The sequence below is a fragment of the Ruegeria sp. CI8 genome, from assembly GCF_056536865.1.
Genome location: NZ_JBQFQL010000001.1, coordinates 45,687 through 66,081, shown reverse-complemented (window position 1 = coordinate 66,081; position 20,395 = coordinate 45,687). Strand labels below are relative to the sequence as shown.

The window sequence follows — 20,395 nt, the reverse complement described above, 5'->3', positions numbered from 1 at the left end:
AGCATCTCCGGTCCTCACACTTGTTTCGAAGGGACAGAAATGCGTGCGCGTACTCATATTGCAGGCCTGCTTGGGACTGCCTCTTGCCTTGGTTTGATGGCGTCCATGGTTTGGGCGCAGGAACAGGATGACGGGTTCCTCGGGACCCTGGAACTGGGTGAAAGCAAACGCGAGATCCAGACCGGCACCACGGTTCCGGTCACAAATATCGACCAGGAAGAGATTGATGACCGTCAGGCCAACACGGTGGCCGAGCTGATCGATTCGGTTCCCGGCGTCACCCTGGTGAACGGCTCGACCCCGCAAGGATCGGGCATCAATATCCGCGGATACGGGGCCAACGGCACCTTCGGCACCGACCAGAAGGTTCTGATCCTGGTCGACGGCGCCACCACCGGCGCGGAAGAGCTGTACCGGATCGGCAACCAGCTGTTCACCGATCCGCAGCTGTACAAAAGCGTCTCGGTCATCCGCGGCACGGTCGGGTCCTTCGAATACGGCTCGGGCGTCGTCGGCGGCGTGGTTCAGCTGGAAACCAAGGACGCGTCCGACTTTACCGGCGGTGAGCCGGGGTTCCGCTTCCGCCAGACGCTCGAGGGGTATTCCAACGGCAACGGCTTTGCCTCGTCGTCGATCCTGGCGTGGCAACCCAACCGGCAGACCGAATTCCTGTTCAATTACACCTATCGCGACCAAAGCGATCAGAAGGACGGGAACGGCGACACGATCGGCAATAGCGCCTTTGCCCTGCCTTCGCTGCTGGCCAAGGGGAAATACAGCTTTGGCGACAATCTTGAACATTCGATCACCGCGTCCTGGAACCAGTCCACCTCGGAAGAGCGCGACGTGCCCTATGATTCCTTCGGCACGACGGCGGACGCCTTCGGCAATGTGGACCGCGACATAGAAACCCGGATCGCCGTTCTGCGCTATCAGTACCGGCCGGCCGGCAACGATCTGGTCGATCTGGACGTCAATCTCAGCTATTCCGAGCAGTCCATCGACAGCAGCTATGTGCCCGGCTCGTCCAGCCTGGAGGGAACGCCCTTCTTCCCCGGCATCCAAGCGCTGGCCGATGCCACGCACAATTACGAAACCACCAAGCTGACGATCAAGAACAGCGCGTATTTCCAGACCGGGGCCGCGTCGCATGATCTGCGGTTCGGGGTGGAATTCATCGACCGCGAGCGGCTGGACGCCCCATCGGCGCCGGGTGGCACCGACCGTCGCGTCGCGCTGTTTGCCGTCGACGACATCCAGTTCGGCGACCGGCTGACCGTGACGCCCGCGCTGCGGTACGAAACGCAGGACATCAAGGGCAACGGCGACGCGGCCGCGCCCTTCAACGCCAGCTATGACAACGACGCGCTGATGGGCGGCCTGTCGGCTCGTTATGAATTCGCCAGCGGCTTCGCGGTGTTCGCGGGCGGGGCCTATACCGAAAGCCTGCCGATCATCGACGATCTGGGCACGCCTCTGTACATGACCCAGCCCGAGAAATCCCGCACCTGGGAGGCCGGCATTTCCTATGACCGCGGCGACATCTTCGCGGCCGGAGACGTTGTGCGCGCCAAGGTCAATCTCTACAACACCGATCTGTGGGACATCACCTCTTACGTGTCGGGCACCCCGTCCCAGCCCCTGTCCAAGGTCGAGACCGAGGGCGTCGAGATCGAAGCCTCCTATGCCCATGCCACGGGCTTCTACGTCGATTTCAATGCCAACATCGTGAACGCCACCGAGTTCAGCGCGGCGGGCATCGGATCGCCGTGGCGCAACGAACCCACGGATTCGGCGCGGATTACCCTGGGCAAGCGGTTCGGCGAAACCCTGGATGTCAGCTGGGAGATCTTCGGCGCCAAGTCGGGGCTCGATTCCTCGGGCGATCCGGTGGGCGGGTACGGGGTGAACACCCTGCGCGCGACCTATCTGCCGCAAGAGGGCGCGCTGGCCGGGTTCGAACTGCGCGCCGGGATCGAGAACATCTTCGACAAGGCCTATCAGCCGAACCTGTCGACCCGAAATTCGCCGGGCCGGAATTTCAAGCTGACCCTGGCCAAGACCTTCTGAGCCCACAAGGGAAAGGACCCGTCATGACAAAAGCCGTGCTTCACCTTGTTCGGGCGGTCCTGCTGGCCCTGCCCCCCATCGCGGGGGCGGGGTTGGCCAGTGCCCAGAACACGCAGGGCGCGGGCGGCGTCACGATCGAGCTCAGCTCGGCCGTGGACCAGGATCAGGGCTGCCTGCTGAGCTTCGTGGTCGAAAACGCCCACCCCGCCGATATCGGCGGCGCCGTCTATGAAACGGTGCTGTTCGGCGCGCAGGGCGAAGTGGCCCTGCTGACGCTGCTGGATTTCCAGGACCTGCCTGCCGGGCGGCCCCGCGTGCGCCAGTTCAAATTCGCCGGCCTGGCCTGCAATCAGATCAGCCGGATCCTGATCAACGGGGTGCAGGACTGCGTCTATCCCGGCGATCTAGCCGATGCCTGCCTGTCCGGCCTGACGCTGCGCAGCCGCCTTGAAACCGAATTGATTGGATGATCCGATGGATGCGTTTCTGCAAAGACTGACCGCGATTCTGGACCTGGGCGGCCCGGTCGTGGCGGTGCTGATCGCGACTTCGGTCGCGACCATGGCGCTGATCCTCTACAAGCTGTGGCAGTACAAGGCCGCCGGGGTCGGGCGGCATGTCGAGCTGTCGCAGGCCATCGAAGCCTGGGACCGCAACGACCGGGCCACCGCGCGCGCGCATCTGGACCGAAGCCGCAGCTATCTGGCCCCGGTGGTCGCCATGGCGCTGGAGGGGCACGGGCCGGAACTGATGGACCGCGCCGATGCCGAGGCCGAGGCGCGCTTTGCCGGGCTGGAACGCGGGCTGAACGTGCTGGACATGGTCTCGCAGCTTGCGCCGCTGCTGGGGTTGTTTGGCACCGTGCTGGGCATGATCGAGGCCTTCCGCACCCTTCAGGAGGCCGGCAACGCGGTGGATCCGGCGCTGCTGGCCGGCGGCATCTGGGTTGCGTTGATGACGACCGCCGCGGGGCTGGCCGTGGCCATGCCCACCTCGCTGGTCCTGACCTGGTTCGAGGCGCGGATGACCCGCGAACGGGTCTTTGCCAACCGCGCCCTGCGCACGGTGTTTGCCCCCGGCCACGCCGCCGCGCCACGCCCGGCCACCCCGCCGTCCGAGGCGCTGGCCCATGGCGCTTGAAACCTGCAAAAGGCGGCGCCGGCGCCTGTCCATGACATCCCTGATCGATGTCATCTTTCTGCTGTTGCTATTCTTCATGCTCACCTCGACCTTCTCGAAATACGCCGAGATCGAGCTGACCACCGCCGCGGCGGGCGGGGCGCAGGCCCAGCGGTCCATCCGATTCATCAAGCTGGAACGCGACCGCATCCTGATCGACGGCACCGAAGTTGCGCCCGACGCGGTCGCCGCCCGGTTCGACGGCCGAACCGACCAGCTGGCCTTGATCAGCCTGGGCGGCGGGGCGACCTCGCAGCAGTTGATCGACTTGCTGACAGCCCTTGAACCCGTGTCCCGGCTCAGCACGCAGGTCATCGGATGATCCGGCTGACCCCCAAAACGAAACCCGGCCGCGAGCCGACGATCGCCCTGATCAACGTGGTCTTTCTGATGCTGGTCTTCTTCATGATCGCAGGCACACTGGCGCCGCCCCTGGGCAAGTCGGTGCAATTGGTGCGGACGGCGGATCTTGAAGGGCGCGAGCCCCCGGATGCACTGGTCATCCGCGCCGACGGCGTGCTGGAATATCGCGGGGCCGAGCTGACCGACGTAGCGGCCTATGTCGAGCGCGCCTCGATCGACCTGCCATTGGACGCCGTGCGGCTGGTGCCCGACCGGGCCTTGCCGGCGGTGCGGCTGAAACAGATCAGCGACGCCCTGCGGGCCTTGGGCGCCAACCGGGTCTTCGTCGTGACCGAGCGGGGCCTGCCATGATCCCGCAATCCCGCATCATGGCCGCCGTGCTGGTCGTGCTGGCCGCTGCGACCCACGCCGCCGCCCTATTCGAATTCGGCACCGACGAGGCGGTTCTCATCGAAGGCGGTGGCGCGGTCGCCCCTGCGGCGCTGGGGTCCTCGTTCCAGGATTACGCGGCCGGAACCGTAGCCCCGCCCCCGGCGGCCGCGCAGCAGTCACCCGTTGCCCCGGCCCGGACCGCGCCAGAGGCCCCGGCGGACAGTGCGCGCGCGCAGACGGCCATCAGGGTGCAGGCGCAGGCCCCGGCCCAGCGGCAGAACGCCCATACGCCGACCCTGCAAAAACCCGAGCCTCAACAGGCCCGGCCTCCAAAACCGCCCACCCCGACCGGCAATGCCGCGGTCAGCCGCAAAAAGGGCGGCGTCACCGGCAAGGCGGCGACGCGGGCGGCCTCGGCGAAACGGACGAACCGCGCCGCGCAGGAACAGGGAAACGCCGAGGCCAGCACCTATGCCGGTCTGGTCAAGCGCAAGATTTTGCGCGCCCGTCGCAAAAGCGTGAATATCCAAGGCTCGGTTCTGGTGGCCCTTCGCATCGCCGACAACGGTGCGCTGGCTTCGGTCAGCGTTGCCCGCAGCTCGGGCTCGCCCCGGCTGGATCAGGTCGCACTGGCACAGGTCCGGGCCGCCGCGCCCTTCCCGCCGCCGCCGGCCTCGGCCCGGCGCACCTATTCGATGGAAATCGTCAGTAAATAGAAACTCAACCCGCGCTTGGCCGGCTACCTGGTGTCCAGCGGCTTCAGCAGATCGAACACCTGTTGCCGCATCCATTTTGCCATCGGATTTGCATCCGATCGTCTGTGCCAGATAGCTATGATGTTGACGGGTTCGATTTCGAACGGCGGGGCAAGGACCTTCAGGCCGAACTCCGGCGCAAACTTCCTGGCCAGCTGAGAAGGCACCAAGGCCACAAGATCGCTTGCACTAACCACTCGGCACACCCCTGAAAACACCGGAAGCGTCATCGCGACGTGCCTTTTTCGACCAACTTTCGCCAGAGCCGCATCACCCATCGCCGCCAGTTTTCCCTCGGGTGAAAACAGCACATGCGACAAGGCGCAGAAGGTTTCCATAGGAAGTTCGGTGCCGTCTTCGATCTGTGCAAGGAATGGGTTGTCAACGCGACCGACAACCATGAAGGACGACCGGAACAGCACCTCTCGGCTGATCCAATCCGGTGCATCTGTATCCGGGATCAACGCGAGATCAGCATTGTAGCGCTCAAGACTCTCGACATAGTTCTCGGGAACAAGATCCACCAATTGCGCGACCATCTTCGGAGCCTTGCGGTTCAGGACACCCCCAAGGCCGGGCATCAGCAGCTCGGCGAAAAAGTCGCTGGCCGCGATCTTGAAAGTTTCGGATGCCTGCCTGGGGTCGAAATCATCATTGCGGCTCAGTAGACTTTCCAGTCGATTGAGTTCCTCACGCAGCCCGTCCTTGATCGAAACCGCAAAATCCGTTGGGACAAGCTGATTTCCCCGCCGCACAAACAGATCGTCACCTAAGGCGTGCCGCAGGCGGTTCAACGCATTCGACACTGCGGATTGCGAGACCCCAAGTCTTTCCCCTGCCTTGGTGGTGGACCCCGCCGTCAGAATCGCATCAAGAACACGGAGCAGGTTCAGATCAAGCGTTGCGAAATTCATGTTGGTAATACCGTGTATTATGAACTTTCGTTAGATTGATACCGTTTTTTGCGCCTACAAGTAAGGTACCGAAAGCGCTTTCGTTTCATGTCGGATCAAAGGACAGAAACGATGCATGATCATCTGGTTGATGACGCCACGCTCGAATGGCAGGGCGTTCGTTACAAAACAATTCTGGACCCCGCTGAAACCGGGGGCGCCATGTCGATTGTAGACAGCCTTTCGCCGGTCGGAAGCGGTCCGCCACGGCACATCCATCAGGCAGAAGACGAAGTCTTCGTGATTTTGACCGGTGTCTGCAAAGTCTGGGTCGAAGGTGTCGAAACGCGTGTCGGCCCGGGCGAAAGCATCTTCATACCCCGCGGAAAAGAACACACGTTCAAGGTCATCGGTGATGAGCCCAGCCGTCACCTTGTCATTCTCACACCGGGAGGTTTCGAGGGCTTTTTCCACGCCATGGCAACGGCCCAGTACAAAATCCCGGAAGACATGCCGGACATCGAGGCCGTAGCCGCCAAGTACAACCTGTCATTTACTGGCCCTCCATTGGATTGAACGTCATGACCCAGCACATCGTCTATCATATTCCTGTGTGTCCCTTTTCACAGCGGCTTGAAATTCTGCTGGCGTTGCGGGGGATGAGGGACCGGGTGGAGTTCCGCGTCGTGGACATCACCAAACCCCGCGATCCGGAGCTGCTGAAGAAAACGCGCGGAACGACCGCTCTGCCGGTTCTCGAGACTCCGGACGGGCAGATCATCAAGGAAAGCCTCGTGATCCTGCGCTATCTCGATGAAATGCTCGAAGGGCCAAAGTTGCGGCGCAGCGACCCGGCCGAGCATGCGGTCGAGTCGATGCTGATTGCCAAAGAGGGCGCCTTCACGATGACCGGCTACGTCTATGTGATGAACCAGGACCCCGCGCAGAAAGATGCCCACAACGAAAAACTGCTCGCGCTTTATCGTGACCTCAATGACTTTCTTCTGACCCACAACCCGAACGGTGTTTTTCTGTTCGATCAGTTCGGGTTGGCCGAGGCGGTATTAACACCGATGTTCCAACGCTTCTGGTTTCTGGAATACTACGAAGACTTTGAACTCCCGCAAAACGGCGAGTACGACAGAGTCCGAAACTGGAAAGCCGCCTGCATGGCCCATGAGGCCACGGGGCAGGTGACACAAGACGAAATCGTGAAACTCTACTACGACTATGCATTGGGTGCCGGAAACGGAGCGTTGGTGGGCGGCCGCAAAGTGTCGAGCTTTGCGTTCGAGCCACATTGGAAGTCGAGGCCAATGCCACCGCGGGACAAATATGCCGGGACGGCATCGGACAAAGAACTTGGGCTGGCAGTCCCGGCATCTGATTGAAGCCAGAAGGCACGCGGGTCGATCGGGGGCACCCGCCGCGGAGGACCGGCGCCCACAACACGCATTCGAATATGGCCCGGTGGTGCACAGTCGGTCTTAAGTCATGAATACCGGCTGATTAAACCGAACCAGTCTTAGGCTTCCGGGCGCGGAACCGTTGAACCTTTAGCCGTCAGACAAACCTGTTGACGTAGTTCTCCAAGCGCTCCTGCCTTCCGGATCGAGGCTCGGGATTGATACCTTCGGCCAACACTCGAGCCGCGATTTCATCCAGCGATGAGGCAAGCATGGATTGCGCCTCCGGGCTGCCCCATCCGGAGTATCTGTCGGTCAACGCGGCATCAAGCCCGCCATCTTCGATCATCGCGGCCGCGGCCTTCAACCCGCGGGCACAGACGTCCATGCCGCCCACATGCGCCGCGACAAGATCCTCGGGGTCGATTGACTGGCGGCGGATCTTGGCGTCGAAATTCGTGCCCCCGGTCGAAAACCCTCCGGCCTTGAGGATGTAGTAGTAGGCCAACGCGACTTCGGGCACGTTGTTGGGAAACTGGTCGGTGTCCCATCCAGATTGATAATCGTTCCGGTTCATGTCGATCGAACCCAGCATACCCTCGGCCGCCGCTACGGCGATCTCATGTTCAAAGCTGTGGCCAGCCAGGATCGCGTGGCCTTGTTCCAGGTTCAGCTTCACTTCGTTTTCCAGCCCGTATTTCCTGAGAAACCCGATGCAGGTTGCGGCGTCATAGTCGTACTGGTGCTTGGAGGGTTCCTGTGGCTTCGGCTCGACCAGGATGGTGCCCTTGAACCCGATCTTGTGCTTGTAGTCGACCACCATGTTCAGGAACCGTCCCATATGGTCCAGTTCCAGCCCCAGATCGGTGTTCAGCAACGTCTCGTAGCCTTCGCGCCCGCCCCACAACACATAGTTCTCGCCGCCCAGCTTGTGGGTCGCGTCCATACAGGATTTCACAGTTGCTGCGGCAAAAGCAAAGACGTCCGGATCAGGGTTCGTGCTGGCACCCCCCATCCAGCGGCGATGGCTGAACATGTTGGCGGTGCCCCAAAGCAGCTTGGTTCCCGACGCCTGCATCTTTTCACCGATATAGTCGGTGATTTCCTCGAGCGTGCGCAAGTTTTCGGCAAAGTTGCCCTGTTCGGAGCGAATATCCGCGTCGTGCCAGCAGAAATAGGGCTGTCCCAGTATTTCAAACATCTCAAAGGCGACATCGGCCTTCATCCGGGCGCGTCCCATGTCATCTTGCGGGTGCCACGGGCGGACAAGGGTCGGACCGCCGAACGGGTCTCCGCCCTCCCATGCGAAAGAGTGCCACCAAGCGACGGCAAAGCGCAGATGGTCCTCCATGCGCTTGCCCAACACCACTTCGTCCGGGTCATAGTGACGGAACGCCAGCGGGTTCCGACTGTCTACGCCTTCGTACCGGACCTTTTCGATACCCTCGAAGAAACCGCTTGTCATACCTGCCCCCTATTCCGAGTTTTGCCCGGGCTGCTTGCCCAGAATGATCATCGACAGCAGATCGTCGTCGGTCACGTCCGCGATATCGACCGTGCCGACCAGCTTGCCGTTCTTCATGACCGAGGCCCGATCGCACAAATCCATGACCGCATGGACATCATGGTCGATCAGGAAAATTCCGATCCCCTGCGCCTTGAGCTGATGAATCAGATCGGCCACCATCTGCGTCTCGTGCGGGCCCAAGGCGGCGGTCGGTTCGTCCATGATCAGGATGCGGGCATTGAAATAGACAGCCCGCGCGATGGCCACCGACTGTCTCTGGCCACCTGACAGAGCCGAAACCGGATCGTTGAACTTCTGAAAATTGGGGTTCAGCTGCGCCATGATCTTACGGCATTCGGCCTCCATCGCTGCGTCGTTGACCAGACCGAAAGGCGTAGTCATTTCGCGTCCCAGGAACAGGTTCGAGGTGGCGTCCAGATTGTCGGCCAAGGCCAAGGTCTGGTAGATTGTCTCGATATTGTTGGCCCGCGCGTCGCGCGGATTGTTGATCTCGACCGGCTTGCCATCGATCAGGATCTGCCCGTGGTCCATCTGATAGGCGCCGGACAGGACCTTGATCAGCGTCGATTTGCCAGCCCCGTTGTGCCCCAGCAATCCCACCACCTCGCCGGGATACAGATCGACCGAGACCTGGTCGACGGCCTTGATCCCGCCGAACGAGATCGAAATGTCTCGCATCTCGACCAGAGGTGGTTGCCCGGAACCGCGACCGGATGCCGGCGGCGTTTTCTGAGTTTCCTGCGCTTGCGTCATTTTCCACCCAATCGCTTGCGATAGACGATGTCGATATAGACGGCCAGAACCAGCACGCTGCCGACGACGATGTTCTGGAACGGCGCATCCACGCCGACCATGGCCATGCCCGATTGCAGCGCCTGCATGATCAGCGCACCAAGGATCGCGCCATAGATGGTACCGATCCCGCCGGACAGGGCGGTTCCGCCAATGACCGCTGCCGCGATCACCCGCAGTTCGTCCAGTGTTCCGATGTCGTTGGAGTGGTTGGCCAGCCGCGCCGAGGCGACCACTGCAGAAACCGCGCACAGGAAGCCCATCAACGCAAAGATCTTGACGGTCAGCAGGCGGGTATTGATGCCCGACAGCTCGGCTGCGTCCGGGTTGCCGCCGGTCGCGAAGATATAGCGCCCGAACCGGGTCTTGCGGGCCACGACCGTCAGGGTCACGGCGACAATGATCAGGATCAGGACCGAGATCGGGATGCCGTATCCGACGATCAGGCCCTCGGGCATCGTCTCGCCGCGGGCTTCGAACATACGCTGCAACCGGCGCGTCGGAATGGCATAGCTGTTCAGGATGTACACATATCCCAGGATGCTTGCGGCAATGATCCCGGCGAGCGTTGCCTCGGCCCAGACGGGTTTGACCGGGAAGCCATGCGCCGCCTTGGCCCGGCGGCTGCCCCACAGCGCCCAGATCGCAATGGCCGCCGCAAACAACCCGAACAGCCAGCTTGCCGTTGTTCCCAAGGTTCCGTTCGTTCCCCCGAACATCAGAAAATTGCTGTCCAGCGGCCCGATTGTCTGCCCGCTTGTCAGATACCAGGCGACGTTGCGCCAGACCAGAAAGCCACCCAAAGTCACGATGAACGCCGGAATGGTCAGGTAGCCGACCATCCAGCCGTGAAACGCTCCGATCAGCGTTCCGATGGCAAGACCGACCAGGATGGTGATGATCCAGGTGGCGGGATGGTCCAGCCCCATCCCCAACACGCGCGGCAACAACTCGGTCTGCGTCATGGCCATCACCGCCGAGGTGGTCGCCAGCAACGCGCCAACGGACAGGTCGATGTGCCGGGTTACGATGATGAACACCATACCACAGGCCATGATCGCCACCGAAACCGATTGGATCGACAGGTTGAACAGGTTGCGGGGCGTCAGGAACCGTCCGTCAGTGACGATATTGAACCCAATGCACAGGATCACGAATGCGCCGATCATACCCAAAAGCCGCATGTCCAGTTCCAGCTGTTGGAACAGGCTTGGCTTGGTTTTCTGAGGTATCGGCTGAGACGAAGTTTCGGTCATTTCCGATCTTTCAAATTCAGCAAGCGTCCCCGGCCCGCCCATGCAGGCCGAGGACTTTGGAGTTTAGTTGCAGGGTGCTGGGCCGTTCTCGACGCCTTGGCACAGATCTTCCAGCGCGATCCATCCGGCATCCACAACAACCGACAGATTGTCCTTGGTGATCGGAACCGGAGCCAGGAAGACGGAATTCATCGTCGTTCCACCCGGCGAGGTCCAGCTGACCACTCCGTCGATTTCCGACGGGTCGGTGCCACTGCTGAGTGCGACGGCAATCTCGCCGGCGGCCTTGCCCAGCTCGCGTGCGTCCTTCCAGACGGAAACGGTCTGCGTACCCAAGGCCACGCGGTTCAGCGCGGCGTGATCGCCATCCTGACCCGACACTGGGATACCTTCCATGCCCTGCGCGGTCAGCGCCGCGACAACGCCACCTGCGGTCCCGTCATTCGACGCGACAACCGCATCGACCTTGTTTTCATTGGCGGTCAGGATCTGTTCCATGTTCCGCTGCGCATTGGCGGGCAACCAGCCATCGGTATAGGCTTCACCGACGATCACGATTTCACCACTGTCCAGCGCCGCCTGAAGGATTTCCTGCTGGCCACCGCGCAGGAAGTCCGCGTTCGGATCCGTAGGCGAACCCTTGATCATGACGTAGTTTCCCTTGGGCATCGCCTCGTACACGGCGCGCGCCTGCATGCGCCCCACTTCGACATTGTCGAAGGTCAGGTAGAAGGCGCGATCGTCCTCGATCAGGCGGTCGTAGGCGATGACGGGAATGCCCTCATCCGCGGCGGCCTGTACGGCCGGACCGATGGCCTGCGCGTCCTGCGCCAGAATGATCAGAGCGTCCACACCCTGCGCGATCAGGCTTTCGATGTCCGACAGCTGCTTGGCCGAGGACGACTGGGCGTCCGCCGAGATATATTCGGCGCCACCAGCCTCAAGCGCAGACTTGATTGCCGCTTCGTCCGTCTTCCAGCGCTCTTCCTGAAAGTTGGACCAGCTTACACCGACGACCGGCTCGGCAAAGACAGCCGAGCCAACCATGGCAACAGCAGCTGAAAAGCTGAGAATTCGTTTCATGATTTCCTCCCGTTGATGGGGCCATCGCGTCATGATTCGCGGCCCTCGTATTTCTGCGTATCATATTTATTTCAGTGGGTAAAATATTTACTCTGTTCGCAGGCTCCAAATCCCAATAGATTGAGGCCAACAGAAGATTCGCGGAGACAAGATGCTGAAAAGCAAGGCTTCTCAAAACTCGCTGGACCAACGGAATGCCACGCGCCTTCGGGTGTTGGAGCATATCCGAACCAAGGGGTCGATTTCGCGGATCGATATCGCATCGGCCCTGCAGACCAGCCCGGCCACCGTCACCGCCGCAACCGCTGACCTGATTTCCGCCGGCCTGGTCCGAGAGACCGAAGGCGAGGCGCATTCCAGATCGGCCAAACGCGGGCGGCCGCGGGTTCTTCTGCAACTGGACGGGCCCTCCTATCTTGTGGCGGGCCTCAAGGTCGCGCGTCAGGTCATCTCGGTCATTCTGGTCGATTTCGAAGGCAACGAAGTCACCTCGCACATGTACGCCCTGCAAGATGCCAGGATGTCCCCGCGCGATTTCGTCCGCACCGTGCGCCTTGCGCTTGAGGAGACCTGCGCAAAGATCGACCGTACGATCGACGGGCTTTCAGGTGTTTCCATAGGCATCGCCGGATTGGTCGATGCCGAAAGGAATTTCGTGCACTGGTCATCTTCGATCACCGAGCGCAATGTGAACTTCGCCGCGTTTCTGGACGAAGGCCTGCCCTGCCCGGCCTTCATTGAAAACGATGCAAACCTGGTGGCCAAGGCCGAACAGCTCTTCGGCTTGGGCAAGGGCCTGTCGAACTTTCTTGTCGTCACGATCGAACACGGTGTCGGACTGGGCATCGTTCTGGACGGCAAGCTGTTCCGGGGCAACCATGGCTGCGGGGCCGAATTCGGGCATGCCAAGGTCCAGTTGGACGGGGCGCTGTGCCAATGCGGGCAACGGGGATGCCTCGAGGCCTATGTCGGCGACTATGCATTGATCCGAGAAATGACGGTCGCCGGGCAAAGCAGCGCGTTGGAAACCGTATCCGACATTCACGACCGCGCGCACGCCGGAGACCAACGGGCGATTTCCGTTCTGGCTCGCGCGGGCCAGATGTTCGGCTTGGGCCTGTCCAACCTCATCAATCTGTTTGCCCCAGATTGCATCATTCTGTCCGGAGCCCAGGTCAGCTTTGAGCACCTGTGTTCGGACGACGTGATGGCGCGCATTCGAAACGGAGTGGTGAATGTCGACACCGCCCTGCCCGAGATCAAGGTGCATCATTGGGGCGACCTCATGTGGGCCAAGGGCGCGGCGGCCTACGGGATCGAGCAAGTGTCCATCCTGAAGGTGCAGGAGATCGCAGCCCATGCGAGCTGAATTCGCCCTGGTGGCGGCCCTCGCCACGACCGCCAGTGCCGATCCTGCCATTCCCCGGTATCAACCGATCGACATTCCCTCTCATGTCTACGACGGCGGTTGGGAGCATTTCGTGGGTGGCGGCGTCGCGGTTTTCGACTGCAGCGGGGACGGCTTGCCGGAACTCTTCCTTGCTGGTGGGGCGAACCCATCGCAGCTGTTCCGAAACACCTCTCGAGCGCAAATCTCCTTTCAGGCAAGCACGCCAGAGCCGCTGTCCCTGACAGGTGTGACCGGCGCCTACCCGATGGACATCGACGGCGACGCCATCCTGGACCTTGTGGTTCTGCGCGTTGGGCCGGACCTGTTGCTCAAAGGTGGGCCCGATTGCCAGTTCAGCCCATTCGCGGGGCCGGGGTTTGAGCCCGATGACCACTGGACCACGGCCTTCACGGCCACGTGGGAACCCGGACAGACACTGCCCACTCTCGCCTTCGGAACCTATGTGGACCGCGACAATCCGAATGGCCCATTCGAGGCCTGCGGCCCCACTCTGCTGTACCGCCCCCTTGGTGAAACCTATGGCCCGCCCGTTCGGCTGGAACCTGGGTACTGTGCGCTGTCGGCTTTGTTCTCGGATTGGGGCCGGACCGGGCGCGCGGATCTGCGGATCAGCAACGATCGGCACTACTATGTCCGTGGCGGACAGGAACAGATGTGGGCGATGGAAGAAACTCCGCGCCTGTATGATCAGGCAGAAGGTTGGTTGCCCTACTCGATCTGGGGCATGGGCATCGCGTCGCGCGATCTGACGGGGGATGGCTATCCCGATGTCTACCTGACCTCGATGGGAGATCAGAAATTCCAGATTTTCGACCCCGAAGCCGGCGGTCCCACATGGCGTGATGCGACCTATGACAAGGGCACGACCGCACATCGGCCGCACATCGGCGCGGACGGGCGACCATCGACCGGATGGCACGCGCAATTCGCGGATGTGAACAACGATGGGCGTGACGACATTTTCGTCGCGAAGGGCAATGTCGAACAGATGCCGGATGCGGCTCAAGACGACCCAAACAGCCTGTTGCTGCAGCTGGAATCCGGTCAGTTTTTCGAATCTGCGGCTGGGGCCGGTGTAGCATCGATGGCCAAATCTCGCGGCGCCGCGCTGCTTGATCTGAACAATGACGGCTGGTTGGACCTGGTTGTGGTCAATCGCGGATCACCCGCCGAAATCTATCAGAACCAGCCCGCAACAGGGAATTGGGTCATGGTGGATCTGGGCCAGCACGACGTCAATTCGCAGGCCATCGGCGCCTTCGTCGAAGTCCGGACCGCTGCCGGAATTCAGACCCGCGAGATCACGATCGGCGGCGGCCATGCCAGCGGGATGGCAGGGCCGCATCATTTCGGTCTGGGAGACGCCGAGACCGTGGACATTCGTGTCGTCTGGCCCGGCGGAGCCCCTTCGGACTGGGAGACATACGACACCAACCGGATCATCCGACTGCAGCGCTGATCACTTGTCGACTGGCAGCCCACTGGGCACTCGCTCTGGTACACCCAGCCGTTCGGCAGGATCCTCCAGTGCGGCTAGAAAACTCAGGATGTCGTCAATCTCTGCGTCTGACAGGGCAATCGGTTGCAGTTCGTTGGCCGCGGCGATGGCATCAGCCACGGCCGGATCCTGTAGCGGCCGTTGATCATCGACCCCGGGAAAGGCGGGCAGCTCTGCCATTTCGATCGAGTAGCGCCGCAACGCGCCTTCGGGGTCAAGGTGGTGCCGCACCACGTCCTCGAGCCGAGCATAGGCCCCATCGTGGCCATAGGGCGCAGTCAGCGTGACATTGCGCAGCGACGGCGTCCGGAACGCAAACGCATCTTCGGCTGCACCGGTTACGCGCAGTCGGCCATCATCCCGGACATGGTTTTCAAACCGAGCGGCCTTTCCCGGACCAATCTGCGGCATCGCGATCGCATGAAACCCGTGGTCAGTCTGAAACCACCCCGAATGGCACGATCCGCAACCGGCCTTGCCGTAAAACAGCTGCATGCCGCGCGCCGCGTCGGGCGGTAGTGGTTCTTCTCCGCGCATCGCGCGATCAAAGGGGCTGTTGTCGGCACGCCATTCAAAAGCGATGAAATCGGCAATCACATTGGCGATGGCAACGAACGAGACCTCCTTTTCGGGGGTCACGTCTCGGAACATCCTTTGATATTCCGGAACCGAAGCCACCCGCCCGGCGATCAGGTCCCATGCACCACCCTGTTGCGTCAGAAGGCCCAGCCGCACCGCCTTGCTGATCGGGTTTTCCGAATAATGTCCGGCCATCTCATCGGGCGACAGAACCGGGAACATGGCCTGAGCCGCCAATGCCGAGCGGAACCCCGGCCGCATATGCTGCCCCAACGGTGTTCTTATGCCGAAAGGTTGCTCTGGATCATCCTCGAGCCTGCCGTCGTGAAAAAACGTCGTGAACTCGGTCGCGCCAAGGTTCCAGAGAGCTGGAGAGTTGCGCGGGATGCGCTGTTCGGGCAGGTTGTCGGACCCAAGTCTGCGGGCGCTGCCCAGCCCCACCCCGCCTTCTCCGATACCCAGCGACATCCCGTCCGAGGTCCCGAACCTTGGGTGGTGGCATGTGGCGCAACTGATGTTTTCGTTTCCCGACAGGATCGGGTCGTAGAACAGCATTTGGCCGAGTTCCACGATGGCAAGGTCGGGCTCAATGAACTCGGGAGTCGGGCCCAGGTTCTGGGCCGCTGTCCCGGTGGCAAAGCTGGCAAGAACAGCCAAGGCCGATAAGGAACGGATCACGCTCATGCCCCTGCCTCGGATATCTCAAGCATCAGCGTCTGGTGATACGGTTTCTCGGACGTACATATGATCGAGGGGAACGCGGGGACGTTCGGCGCATTCGGATAGCCCGATGGCTCGATACAGAGCCCGGCATGCGGCGCAAATGGCGCGGACAAATGGGCGGCAGAGTAGACCTGCGCCCCGGGCTGATCGGAATGGACCGTCATCGTCAATCCCGACGGCGCCGCAAGGGTGGCAACCGGTTGGGCCACCTTGCCGCCGGTGCCGAACAGGAAGAAGTGATCGAGGTCCGTGGCGGCCTGTCCGATCGGTTCGGGGGCCGCGAAATCCAGCCCGACCGATGCAGAGTCGACGATCCCGCCAGACGGTATCCCCTGATCGTCCAGTTCCAAGTGACGATCTGACGCCAACTGCAATCGGTGCTCGGAGATGCCTCGAGCGGACCCCAACGTGTAGTAGTTGTGTTGCGCGATGCTGATCGGGGTCGGCCTGTCCGGCCAGGCAGAGATCGAATATGTCAGGCGAGGGAAATCCAACCGGACCCTGACCTCGAAGCGCACAGCCCCCGGAAATCCGCCCGCGCCGTGGGGCGAGACATGGACCAGCACCGCCTCGCGCGGCGAAAGCTGCTCGACCTGCCAGAACTGGCGCGAGAGCCCTTCTGGCCCCCCATGCAGCGTGTTCGCGCCTTCGTTCGCAATCAGCGCATGATGGGTGCCGTCCAGATCGAACCCTGCGCCGCCGATCCGGTTGGCGACCCGCCCGACGATCGCGCCCAGATAGAACGGATCGTTCAGGTATTCGGTCGGGTCGTCATAGCCAAGGATCAGCGGTTGGCCCTTGTACCACCACCCTTGCGTGATCGCTCCATAGCCCAGCAATGACACCCGCATGTCCCCGTCTTGCAGGACGATAACCGGGATATCAGTGCAATCAGTGCGACTTTTGTTCATCATCCAGCCAATGGCGCCAGCGCCTTGTAATACGCTCTGTATCGTCTGTAGGCGCTGTCATAGGCTTCGGTCAAATCACTCTGCGGTTCGATGATGGCGTCGATCTCTGGCGGGGTCATGATCTGTTCGGGTGTTGCGTCTCCGGCTGCGCACATGGCCAGCCGCGCGGCACCAGTCGCAGCCCCGAACGCGCTTCCCTTGGGCAGGGCCAGCGGCACATTCAGCGTGGTCGCGAGGGTCTGAAGCCAATAGCGGGACCGCGCACCGCCACCTACGGCAATCAACTGCGCCGGTTCGGTGCCTGTGCTCCTCAGGGCCTCAAGGCAATCGCGCATTGCGAAACCGACACCCTCCATCACTGCCTGCACCAAATCCGCCGACCCCGAGGCGATGTCGAGGCCCAGAAAAGCCCCTCGGATGGCGCTGTCATTGTGCGGCGTCCGCTCGCCGGACAGGTAGGGCAGAAAGGTCAGCGACGACGGACCGCTTGGCTGGGCGGGCAGCGCCCCTGCCAGCGCCTCGACCGGTTGGCCCAGATTGCGTGACAGCCAGTTCAAGCTGTTGGTCGCCGACAGGATGACGCCCATCTGTATCCATCGCCGAGGCACCGAATGGCAAAAGCAATGAACCGCCGTCTCGGGCGCCGGTGCATAGCTGTTCCGGGCCATCAGCAGCACACCCGAGGTGCCAAGAGACAGAAACCCGGACCCCTCGTCGATGCTGCCGATACCGCAAGCGGCAGCGGCGTTGTCGCCAGCACTGCCAGCGACCACAACCGGGCCGGACAGCCCCCATTCCCGAAGCAGTTCATCCCGCAGTTCGCCACCATGGTCAGTGCCCTCGACCAGTCGCGGCATCTGATCGGGCCTCATGTGACCCAACTCCAGCGCCCTGTCCGACCAGTCTCGCGCGCCGACATCCAGCCAGGACGTTCCCGCGCTGTCGGACATGTCACTGACATATTCCCCGGTCAGCCAGAACCGCAGATAATCCTTCGGCAACAACACCATGGCCGTACAGGCGAACAGGTCGGGTTCATGGGCACGGACCCATTCCAGCTTGGGCGCGGTGAACCCGGGGAACACGATATTGCCCGTGATCTCGCGCATCCCGGGGGTCCGGTCCAATTCTTTGGCCTCTTTCGCCGATCTGGTGTCATTCCACAGAATGCATGGCCGCAGGACGGTGCCGTCCTGATCCATCAGCGTTGCGCCGTGCATATGGCCGCTCAGTCCGATCGCCCGCAGTTGCGCCAGTGCATCGCCGTTCGTCTCACGCAGCCGGCCCATGACGGTTACACAGGCGTCGATCCAATCCTGCGGGGCTTGTTCGGACCAGCCCGGTTGCGGGTTCGACGTGGCGATCTCAGCCTCAGCATCGGCCAGAACCTGCCCGGCTTCGTCCACAAGAATTCCCCTGAGACCCGAGGTCCCCAGATCCAAACCCAGATACACGAGACGCGCCCTCACCCATATTATTTTAGTTGGTAAAATTATTAACCGAGATCAGAAAATGTCAACACCGGAATCCGCCGCGCAAATTCATACGAGACAAATAGGGCGGAACGTTCGGCCCCACCAGGCTTCTTTGATCGGCAGCGGATCAGCCAGTACTCTGCCAATAGGCTGTTTGCGCGCTGAAGACGTAGTTCGCTGTAGTTTGCCAACTCTTGCGCATGCTGCCCTATATCTCCGAGATCAAGGCGGGAGTCTCATTGCATGACGACCGCAACATGGGGCATGGCTGAAATTCAACCTGCAAGGAAAGCGCGCGCGTTCTTTGGGTTGCGCCCATCAGGTTTGACGGATGGCGACATCCCCTTTCTCGGCGAACGGGCCTCAGGGATCCGGGCGCAGGCACAGCCAGATCAGAAAGCCCAGGTAAAGAAAGACGGTGACGTTCAGAACGGTATCCAGAAACTCGCCTGTCATGGCCCTTCCTCCCGCGCCAGCACCCGGAACAGACAGACCACCAGAACCGGAACTATGAAAACAAAGGCGATCGCCGAAATTGCGATCACAGATCGCACCAGCCCGATATCCCCGACAAAGACCATGGCAAGCCCAAGCGCACCCAGAATTGCCCCCCACACCGTGCGGATCCGGGGAGACGGGTTTTCATCACCACCGGTTCCGATCATCGCGAGGGTAAATCCGGCGCTGACGACGCTGGTGACCACAAATAGAAACGCCGCGACAATGGTCGCTGTCTGCGTCAGACCGGACAGAGGAAAACGCTGAAGCAACGCGAATGTGGTCGCGTCAAGATTCTGCTGATTGACCACGGACAAGGAACCTTGCTGCCGCAGCGCGTCGAAAAACCCAAGCCCGCCAAACACGCCAAACCAAAGGATCGAGAACAAGGTTGGCGCGACGATCACACCCAAAAGAAAAGCCCGGATCGTTCGGCCCCGGGAAATCCGGGCGATGAAGATACCGACGAACGGCGACCAGGCCAGCCACCAGATCATGTAGTTCAGAGTCCAATCCTGGAACCAGTTGACGAGGTCGTCACCAAAGAACTCGGCCGTGGCAAACCCTGCGGGCAGAACGTGGAACACGTATCTCCCGAAGCCGCTCACGATACCATTCATCAGGTATGAAGTGGGGCCAAGGACCAACAGATAGATCATCATTGCCACGGCGATCAGCATCGCAGCATTGGACAGCTTGGCCATGCCGTCCCCCAGATCCCGCCGCAGAGGGATGACAAATGCCACACACATGGCGAAAAAGACCGGAAGCGTCAGAGCCGCCGAATCCGCCACGCCAAGCAATCCGGCCAGCCCGGTTTGCACCTGAAACACCCCCATGGCCAGCGAGCCAGCCAACCCCACGGCAATGGCAACGATTGACAGAAGGTCAAAGCCCCAGCCCATCGCCCGAACCCACGGGGCCGACCCAAGAGCGTCGTTCAACGGCGCGCTCAGCAGCAGAGTGCCCCCACGGCGGAAGGCGAAATAGGCAATGATCAGACCGACCACCCCGTAGATTGCCCAGGCATGAAAGCCCCAGTTCAGGTAGGTTACGAACAGAGCGTTTCCGGCGGCCCTCGGATCTGGCTCGTATTTTCTGAGCTCTTCGAAATGAGTCAGCGGCTCGGCCGCACCATAAAACAGCAGCCCAACCCCCATCCCGGCCGCAAACAGCATGGCGATCCATGCGGGAGTCGAAAACTCGGGCTCGGCACCATCCGGCCCCAACCGAATGCGCCCAAAGCGCGAAAAGGCCAGAAACAGCGCAACGAACAACAGGCCGCTGGCCTCGAGCATGATGAACCAGCCCCGGCTTTCGAACTGCGTCGCAACCGCGGCAGACGCCAACCGGCCCAGCCCCGCCGGGTCGACAAGACCCCAAATCGCGATGCCTGCGCTGATCGCAAGCGCGATAACAAGCAGCGTGTTGGTCGATGTGCGGCGCATGGGCTTTGGTCCTTGGATTTGATCCAAGGCCGAGCGTAGAGACCCGTTTGCAACCTGTCCAGAAATCAACTCTTTCGAGAATTTTGTTTGAGAACAGCCGAATATCTGTGCCTAATGGCGGAACCGACCAACGGTGGCGGGCCGCAATGGTGCTG

At 61.5% G+C, this 20,395-nt stretch carries 19 protein-coding genes; 10 read left to right on the top strand and 9 right to left on the bottom strand.

What is annotated here, in order from left to right:
• Window positions 1–105 precede the first annotated feature (105 nt).
• The 6 genes from ACR0DA_RS00285 to ACR0DA_RS00260 are packed head-to-tail and all read left to right on the top strand — an operon-like array spanning window position 106 to window position 4,700.
• Complete coding sequence (locus tag ACR0DA_RS00285; RefSeq protein ID WP_480752538.1) at window positions 106–2,070, top strand: TonB-dependent receptor domain-containing protein; 1,965 nt, start codon at window positions 106–108, stop codon at window positions 2,068–2,070.
• Window positions 2,071–2,093: 23 nt separating this feature from the next.
• Window positions 2,094–2,540, top strand: a complete 447-nt coding sequence (locus ACR0DA_RS00280) for a hypothetical protein (protein WP_480752537.1) — start codon at window positions 2,094–2,096, stop codon at window positions 2,538–2,540.
• Window positions 2,541–2,544: 4 nt separating this feature from the next.
• A complete protein-coding gene (locus ACR0DA_RS00275; RefSeq protein ID WP_480752535.1) occupies window positions 2,545–3,210 on the top strand; it encodes a MotA/TolQ/ExbB proton channel family protein in 666 nt (221 codons plus the stop codon).
• Window positions 3,211–3,241: 31 nt separating this feature from the next.
• The gene (locus tag ACR0DA_RS00270) at window positions 3,242–3,571 is read left to right on the top strand and encodes a biopolymer transporter ExbD (protein ID WP_254429328.1); all 330 of its coding nucleotides are present in this window, start codon (window positions 3,242–3,244) and stop codon (window positions 3,569–3,571) included.
• A complete protein-coding gene (locus ACR0DA_RS00265) occupies window positions 3,568–3,963 on the top strand; it encodes an ExbD/TolR family protein (protein ID WP_170420128.1) in 396 nt (131 codons plus the stop codon). The genes ACR0DA_RS00270 and ACR0DA_RS00265 overlap by 4 nt, the downstream gene beginning before the upstream one ends.
• Entirely contained in the window at window positions 3,960–4,700 is a 741-nt protein-coding gene (locus ACR0DA_RS00260) for an energy transducer TonB (RefSeq protein ID WP_480752533.1), read from the top strand. Before ACR0DA_RS00265 ends, ACR0DA_RS00260 begins: the two co-directional genes overlap by 4 nt.
• Before the next feature lie 23 nt (window positions 4,701–4,723).
• Here ACR0DA_RS00260 and ACR0DA_RS00255 read toward each other — a convergent pair whose 3' ends face one another.
• Window positions 4,724–5,653: a LysR family transcriptional regulator gene (locus ACR0DA_RS00255; protein WP_170454138.1), complete on the bottom strand. Its 930-nt coding sequence runs from the start codon at window positions 5,651–5,653 to the stop codon at window positions 4,724–4,726.
• A gap of 111 nt (window positions 5,654–5,764) precedes the next feature.
• Between ACR0DA_RS00255 and ACR0DA_RS00250 the strand changes: the two genes are divergently transcribed.
• Both ACR0DA_RS00250 and ACR0DA_RS00245 read left to right on the top strand, forming a co-directional pair.
• Entirely contained in the window at window positions 5,765–6,208 is a 444-nt protein-coding gene (locus ACR0DA_RS00250; protein WP_170339584.1) for a cupin domain-containing protein, read from the top strand.
• Window positions 6,209–6,213: 5 nt separating this feature from the next.
• A complete protein-coding gene (locus ACR0DA_RS00245; protein WP_480752531.1) occupies window positions 6,214–7,023 on the top strand; it encodes a glutathione S-transferase family protein in 810 nt (269 codons plus the stop codon).
• A gap of 172 nt (window positions 7,024–7,195) precedes the next feature.
• Here the strand turns inward: ACR0DA_RS00245 and xylA are convergent, their stop codons facing one another.
• The 4 genes from xylA to xylF all read right to left on the bottom strand — a co-directional run bounded on the left by xylA (window position 7,196) and on the right by xylF (window position 11,697).
• The gene (xylA, locus tag ACR0DA_RS00240; protein WP_480752530.1) at window positions 7,196–8,503 is read right to left on the bottom strand and encodes a xylose isomerase; all 1,308 of its coding nucleotides are present in this window, start codon (window positions 8,501–8,503) and stop codon (window positions 7,196–7,198) included.
• Window positions 8,504–8,512: 9 nt separating this feature from the next.
• Window positions 8,513–9,244: an ATP-binding cassette domain-containing protein gene (locus ACR0DA_RS00235; protein ID WP_093965003.1), complete on the bottom strand. Its 732-nt coding sequence runs from the start codon at window positions 9,242–9,244 to the stop codon at window positions 8,513–8,515.
• 71 nt (window positions 9,245–9,315) lie between these two features.
• Window positions 9,316–10,614, bottom strand: a complete 1,299-nt coding sequence (locus ACR0DA_RS00230; RefSeq protein ID WP_170339578.1) for a sugar ABC transporter permease — start codon at window positions 10,612–10,614, stop codon at window positions 9,316–9,318.
• Between the two features lie 63 nt (window positions 10,615–10,677).
• On the bottom strand, window positions 10,678–11,697 hold the full coding sequence (gene xylF, locus ACR0DA_RS00225) for a D-xylose ABC transporter substrate-binding protein (protein WP_480752529.1): 1,020 nt from the start codon (window positions 11,695–11,697) through the stop codon (window positions 10,678–10,680).
• A gap of 151 nt (window positions 11,698–11,848) precedes the next feature.
• Here xylF and ACR0DA_RS00220 point away from each other — a divergent pair, with 151 nt between their 5' ends.
• Together ACR0DA_RS00220 and ACR0DA_RS00215 are read left to right on the top strand one after the other, a co-directional pair.
• Window positions 11,849–13,066 carry an ROK family protein gene (locus ACR0DA_RS00220; RefSeq protein ID WP_480752527.1) on the top strand — a complete coding sequence of 406 codons (1,218 nt, stop codon included), beginning with the start codon at window positions 11,849–11,851 and terminating at the stop codon, window positions 13,064–13,066.
• The gene (locus ACR0DA_RS00215) at window positions 13,056–14,567 is read left to right on the top strand and encodes a CRTAC1 family protein (RefSeq protein ID WP_480752525.1); all 1,512 of its coding nucleotides are present in this window, start codon (window positions 13,056–13,058) and stop codon (window positions 14,565–14,567) included. The genes ACR0DA_RS00220 and ACR0DA_RS00215 overlap by 11 nt, the downstream gene beginning before the upstream one ends.
• Here the strand turns inward: ACR0DA_RS00215 and ACR0DA_RS00210 are convergent, their stop codons facing one another.
• From ACR0DA_RS00210 to ACR0DA_RS00195, 4 genes are all read right to left on the bottom strand, one after another.
• Complete coding sequence (locus ACR0DA_RS00210) at window positions 14,568–15,869, bottom strand: cytochrome-c peroxidase (RefSeq protein WP_480752523.1); 1,302 nt, start codon at window positions 15,867–15,869, stop codon at window positions 14,568–14,570.
• Window positions 15,866–16,819, bottom strand: coding sequence for an aldose epimerase family protein (locus ACR0DA_RS00205; RefSeq protein WP_480752521.1), 954 nt, complete (start codon window positions 16,817–16,819; stop codon window positions 15,866–15,868). The genes ACR0DA_RS00210 and ACR0DA_RS00205 overlap by 4 nt, the downstream gene beginning before the upstream one ends.
• The gene (xylB, locus tag ACR0DA_RS00200) at window positions 16,819–18,273 is read right to left on the bottom strand and encodes a xylulokinase (protein WP_480752519.1); all 1,455 of its coding nucleotides are present in this window, start codon (window positions 18,271–18,273) and stop codon (window positions 16,819–16,821) included. Before xylB ends, ACR0DA_RS00205 begins: the two co-directional genes overlap by 1 nt.
• Before the next feature lie 473 nt (window positions 18,274–18,746).
• On the bottom strand, window positions 18,747–20,240 hold the full coding sequence (locus ACR0DA_RS00195; protein WP_170440402.1) for a BCCT family transporter: 1,494 nt from the start codon (window positions 20,238–20,240) through the stop codon (window positions 18,747–18,749).
• Between the last annotated feature and the right edge of the window lie 155 nt (window positions 20,241–20,395).

Excerpts from the sequence above, each read along its gene's own strand:
- ACR0DA_RS00285 (WP_480752538.1), top strand. The coding sequence starts at position 106 with ATGGTTTGGGCGCAGGAACAGGATGACGGGTTCCTCGGGACCCTGGAA.
- ACR0DA_RS00280 (WP_480752537.1), top strand. The coding sequence starts at position 2,094 with ATGACAAAAGCCGTGCTTCACCTTGTTCGGGCGGTCCTGCTGGCCCTG.
- ACR0DA_RS00275 (WP_480752535.1), top strand. The coding sequence starts at position 2,545 with ATGGATGCGTTTCTGCAAAGACTGACCGCGATTCTGGACCTGGGCGGC.
- ACR0DA_RS00270 (WP_254429328.1), top strand. The coding sequence starts at position 3,242 with ATGACATCCCTGATCGATGTCATCTTTCTGCTGTTGCTATTCTTCATG.
- ACR0DA_RS00265 (WP_170420128.1), top strand. The coding sequence starts at position 3,568 with ATGATCCGGCTGACCCCCAAAACGAAACCCGGCCGCGAGCCGACGATC.
- ACR0DA_RS00260 (WP_480752533.1), top strand. The coding sequence starts at position 3,960 with ATGATCCCGCAATCCCGCATCATGGCCGCCGTGCTGGTCGTGCTGGCC.
- ACR0DA_RS00255 (WP_170454138.1), bottom strand. The coding sequence starts at position 5,653 with ATGAATTTCGCAACGCTTGATCTGAACCTGCTCCGTGTTCTTGATGCG.
- ACR0DA_RS00250 (WP_170339584.1), top strand. The coding sequence starts at position 5,765 with ATGCATGATCATCTGGTTGATGACGCCACGCTCGAATGGCAGGGCGTT.
- ACR0DA_RS00245 (WP_480752531.1), top strand. The coding sequence starts at position 6,214 with ATGACCCAGCACATCGTCTATCATATTCCTGTGTGTCCCTTTTCACAG.
- xylA (WP_480752530.1), bottom strand. The coding sequence starts at position 8,503 with ATGACAAGCGGTTTCTTCGAGGGTATCGAAAAGGTCCGGTACGAAGGC.
- ACR0DA_RS00235 (WP_093965003.1), bottom strand. The coding sequence starts at position 9,244 with ATGCGAGACATTTCGATCTCGTTCGGCGGGATCAAGGCCGTCGACCAG.
- ACR0DA_RS00230 (WP_170339578.1), bottom strand. The coding sequence starts at position 10,614 with ATGACCGAAACTTCGTCTCAGCCGATACCTCAGAAAACCAAGCCAAGC.
- xylF (WP_480752529.1), bottom strand. The coding sequence starts at position 11,697 with ATGAAACGAATTCTCAGCTTTTCAGCTGCTGTTGCCATGGTTGGCTCG.
- ACR0DA_RS00220 (WP_480752527.1), top strand. The coding sequence starts at position 11,849 with ATGCTGAAAAGCAAGGCTTCTCAAAACTCGCTGGACCAACGGAATGCC.
- ACR0DA_RS00215 (WP_480752525.1), top strand. The coding sequence starts at position 13,056 with ATGCGAGCTGAATTCGCCCTGGTGGCGGCCCTCGCCACGACCGCCAGT.
- ACR0DA_RS00210 (WP_480752523.1), bottom strand. The coding sequence starts at position 15,869 with ATGAGCGTGATCCGTTCCTTATCGGCCTTGGCTGTTCTTGCCAGCTTT.
- ACR0DA_RS00205 (WP_480752521.1), bottom strand. The coding sequence starts at position 16,819 with ATGAACAAAAGTCGCACTGATTGCACTGATATCCCGGTTATCGTCCTG.
- ACR0DA_RS00195 (WP_170440402.1), bottom strand. The coding sequence starts at position 20,240 with ATGCGCCGCACATCGACCAACACGCTGCTTGTTATCGCGCTTGCGATC.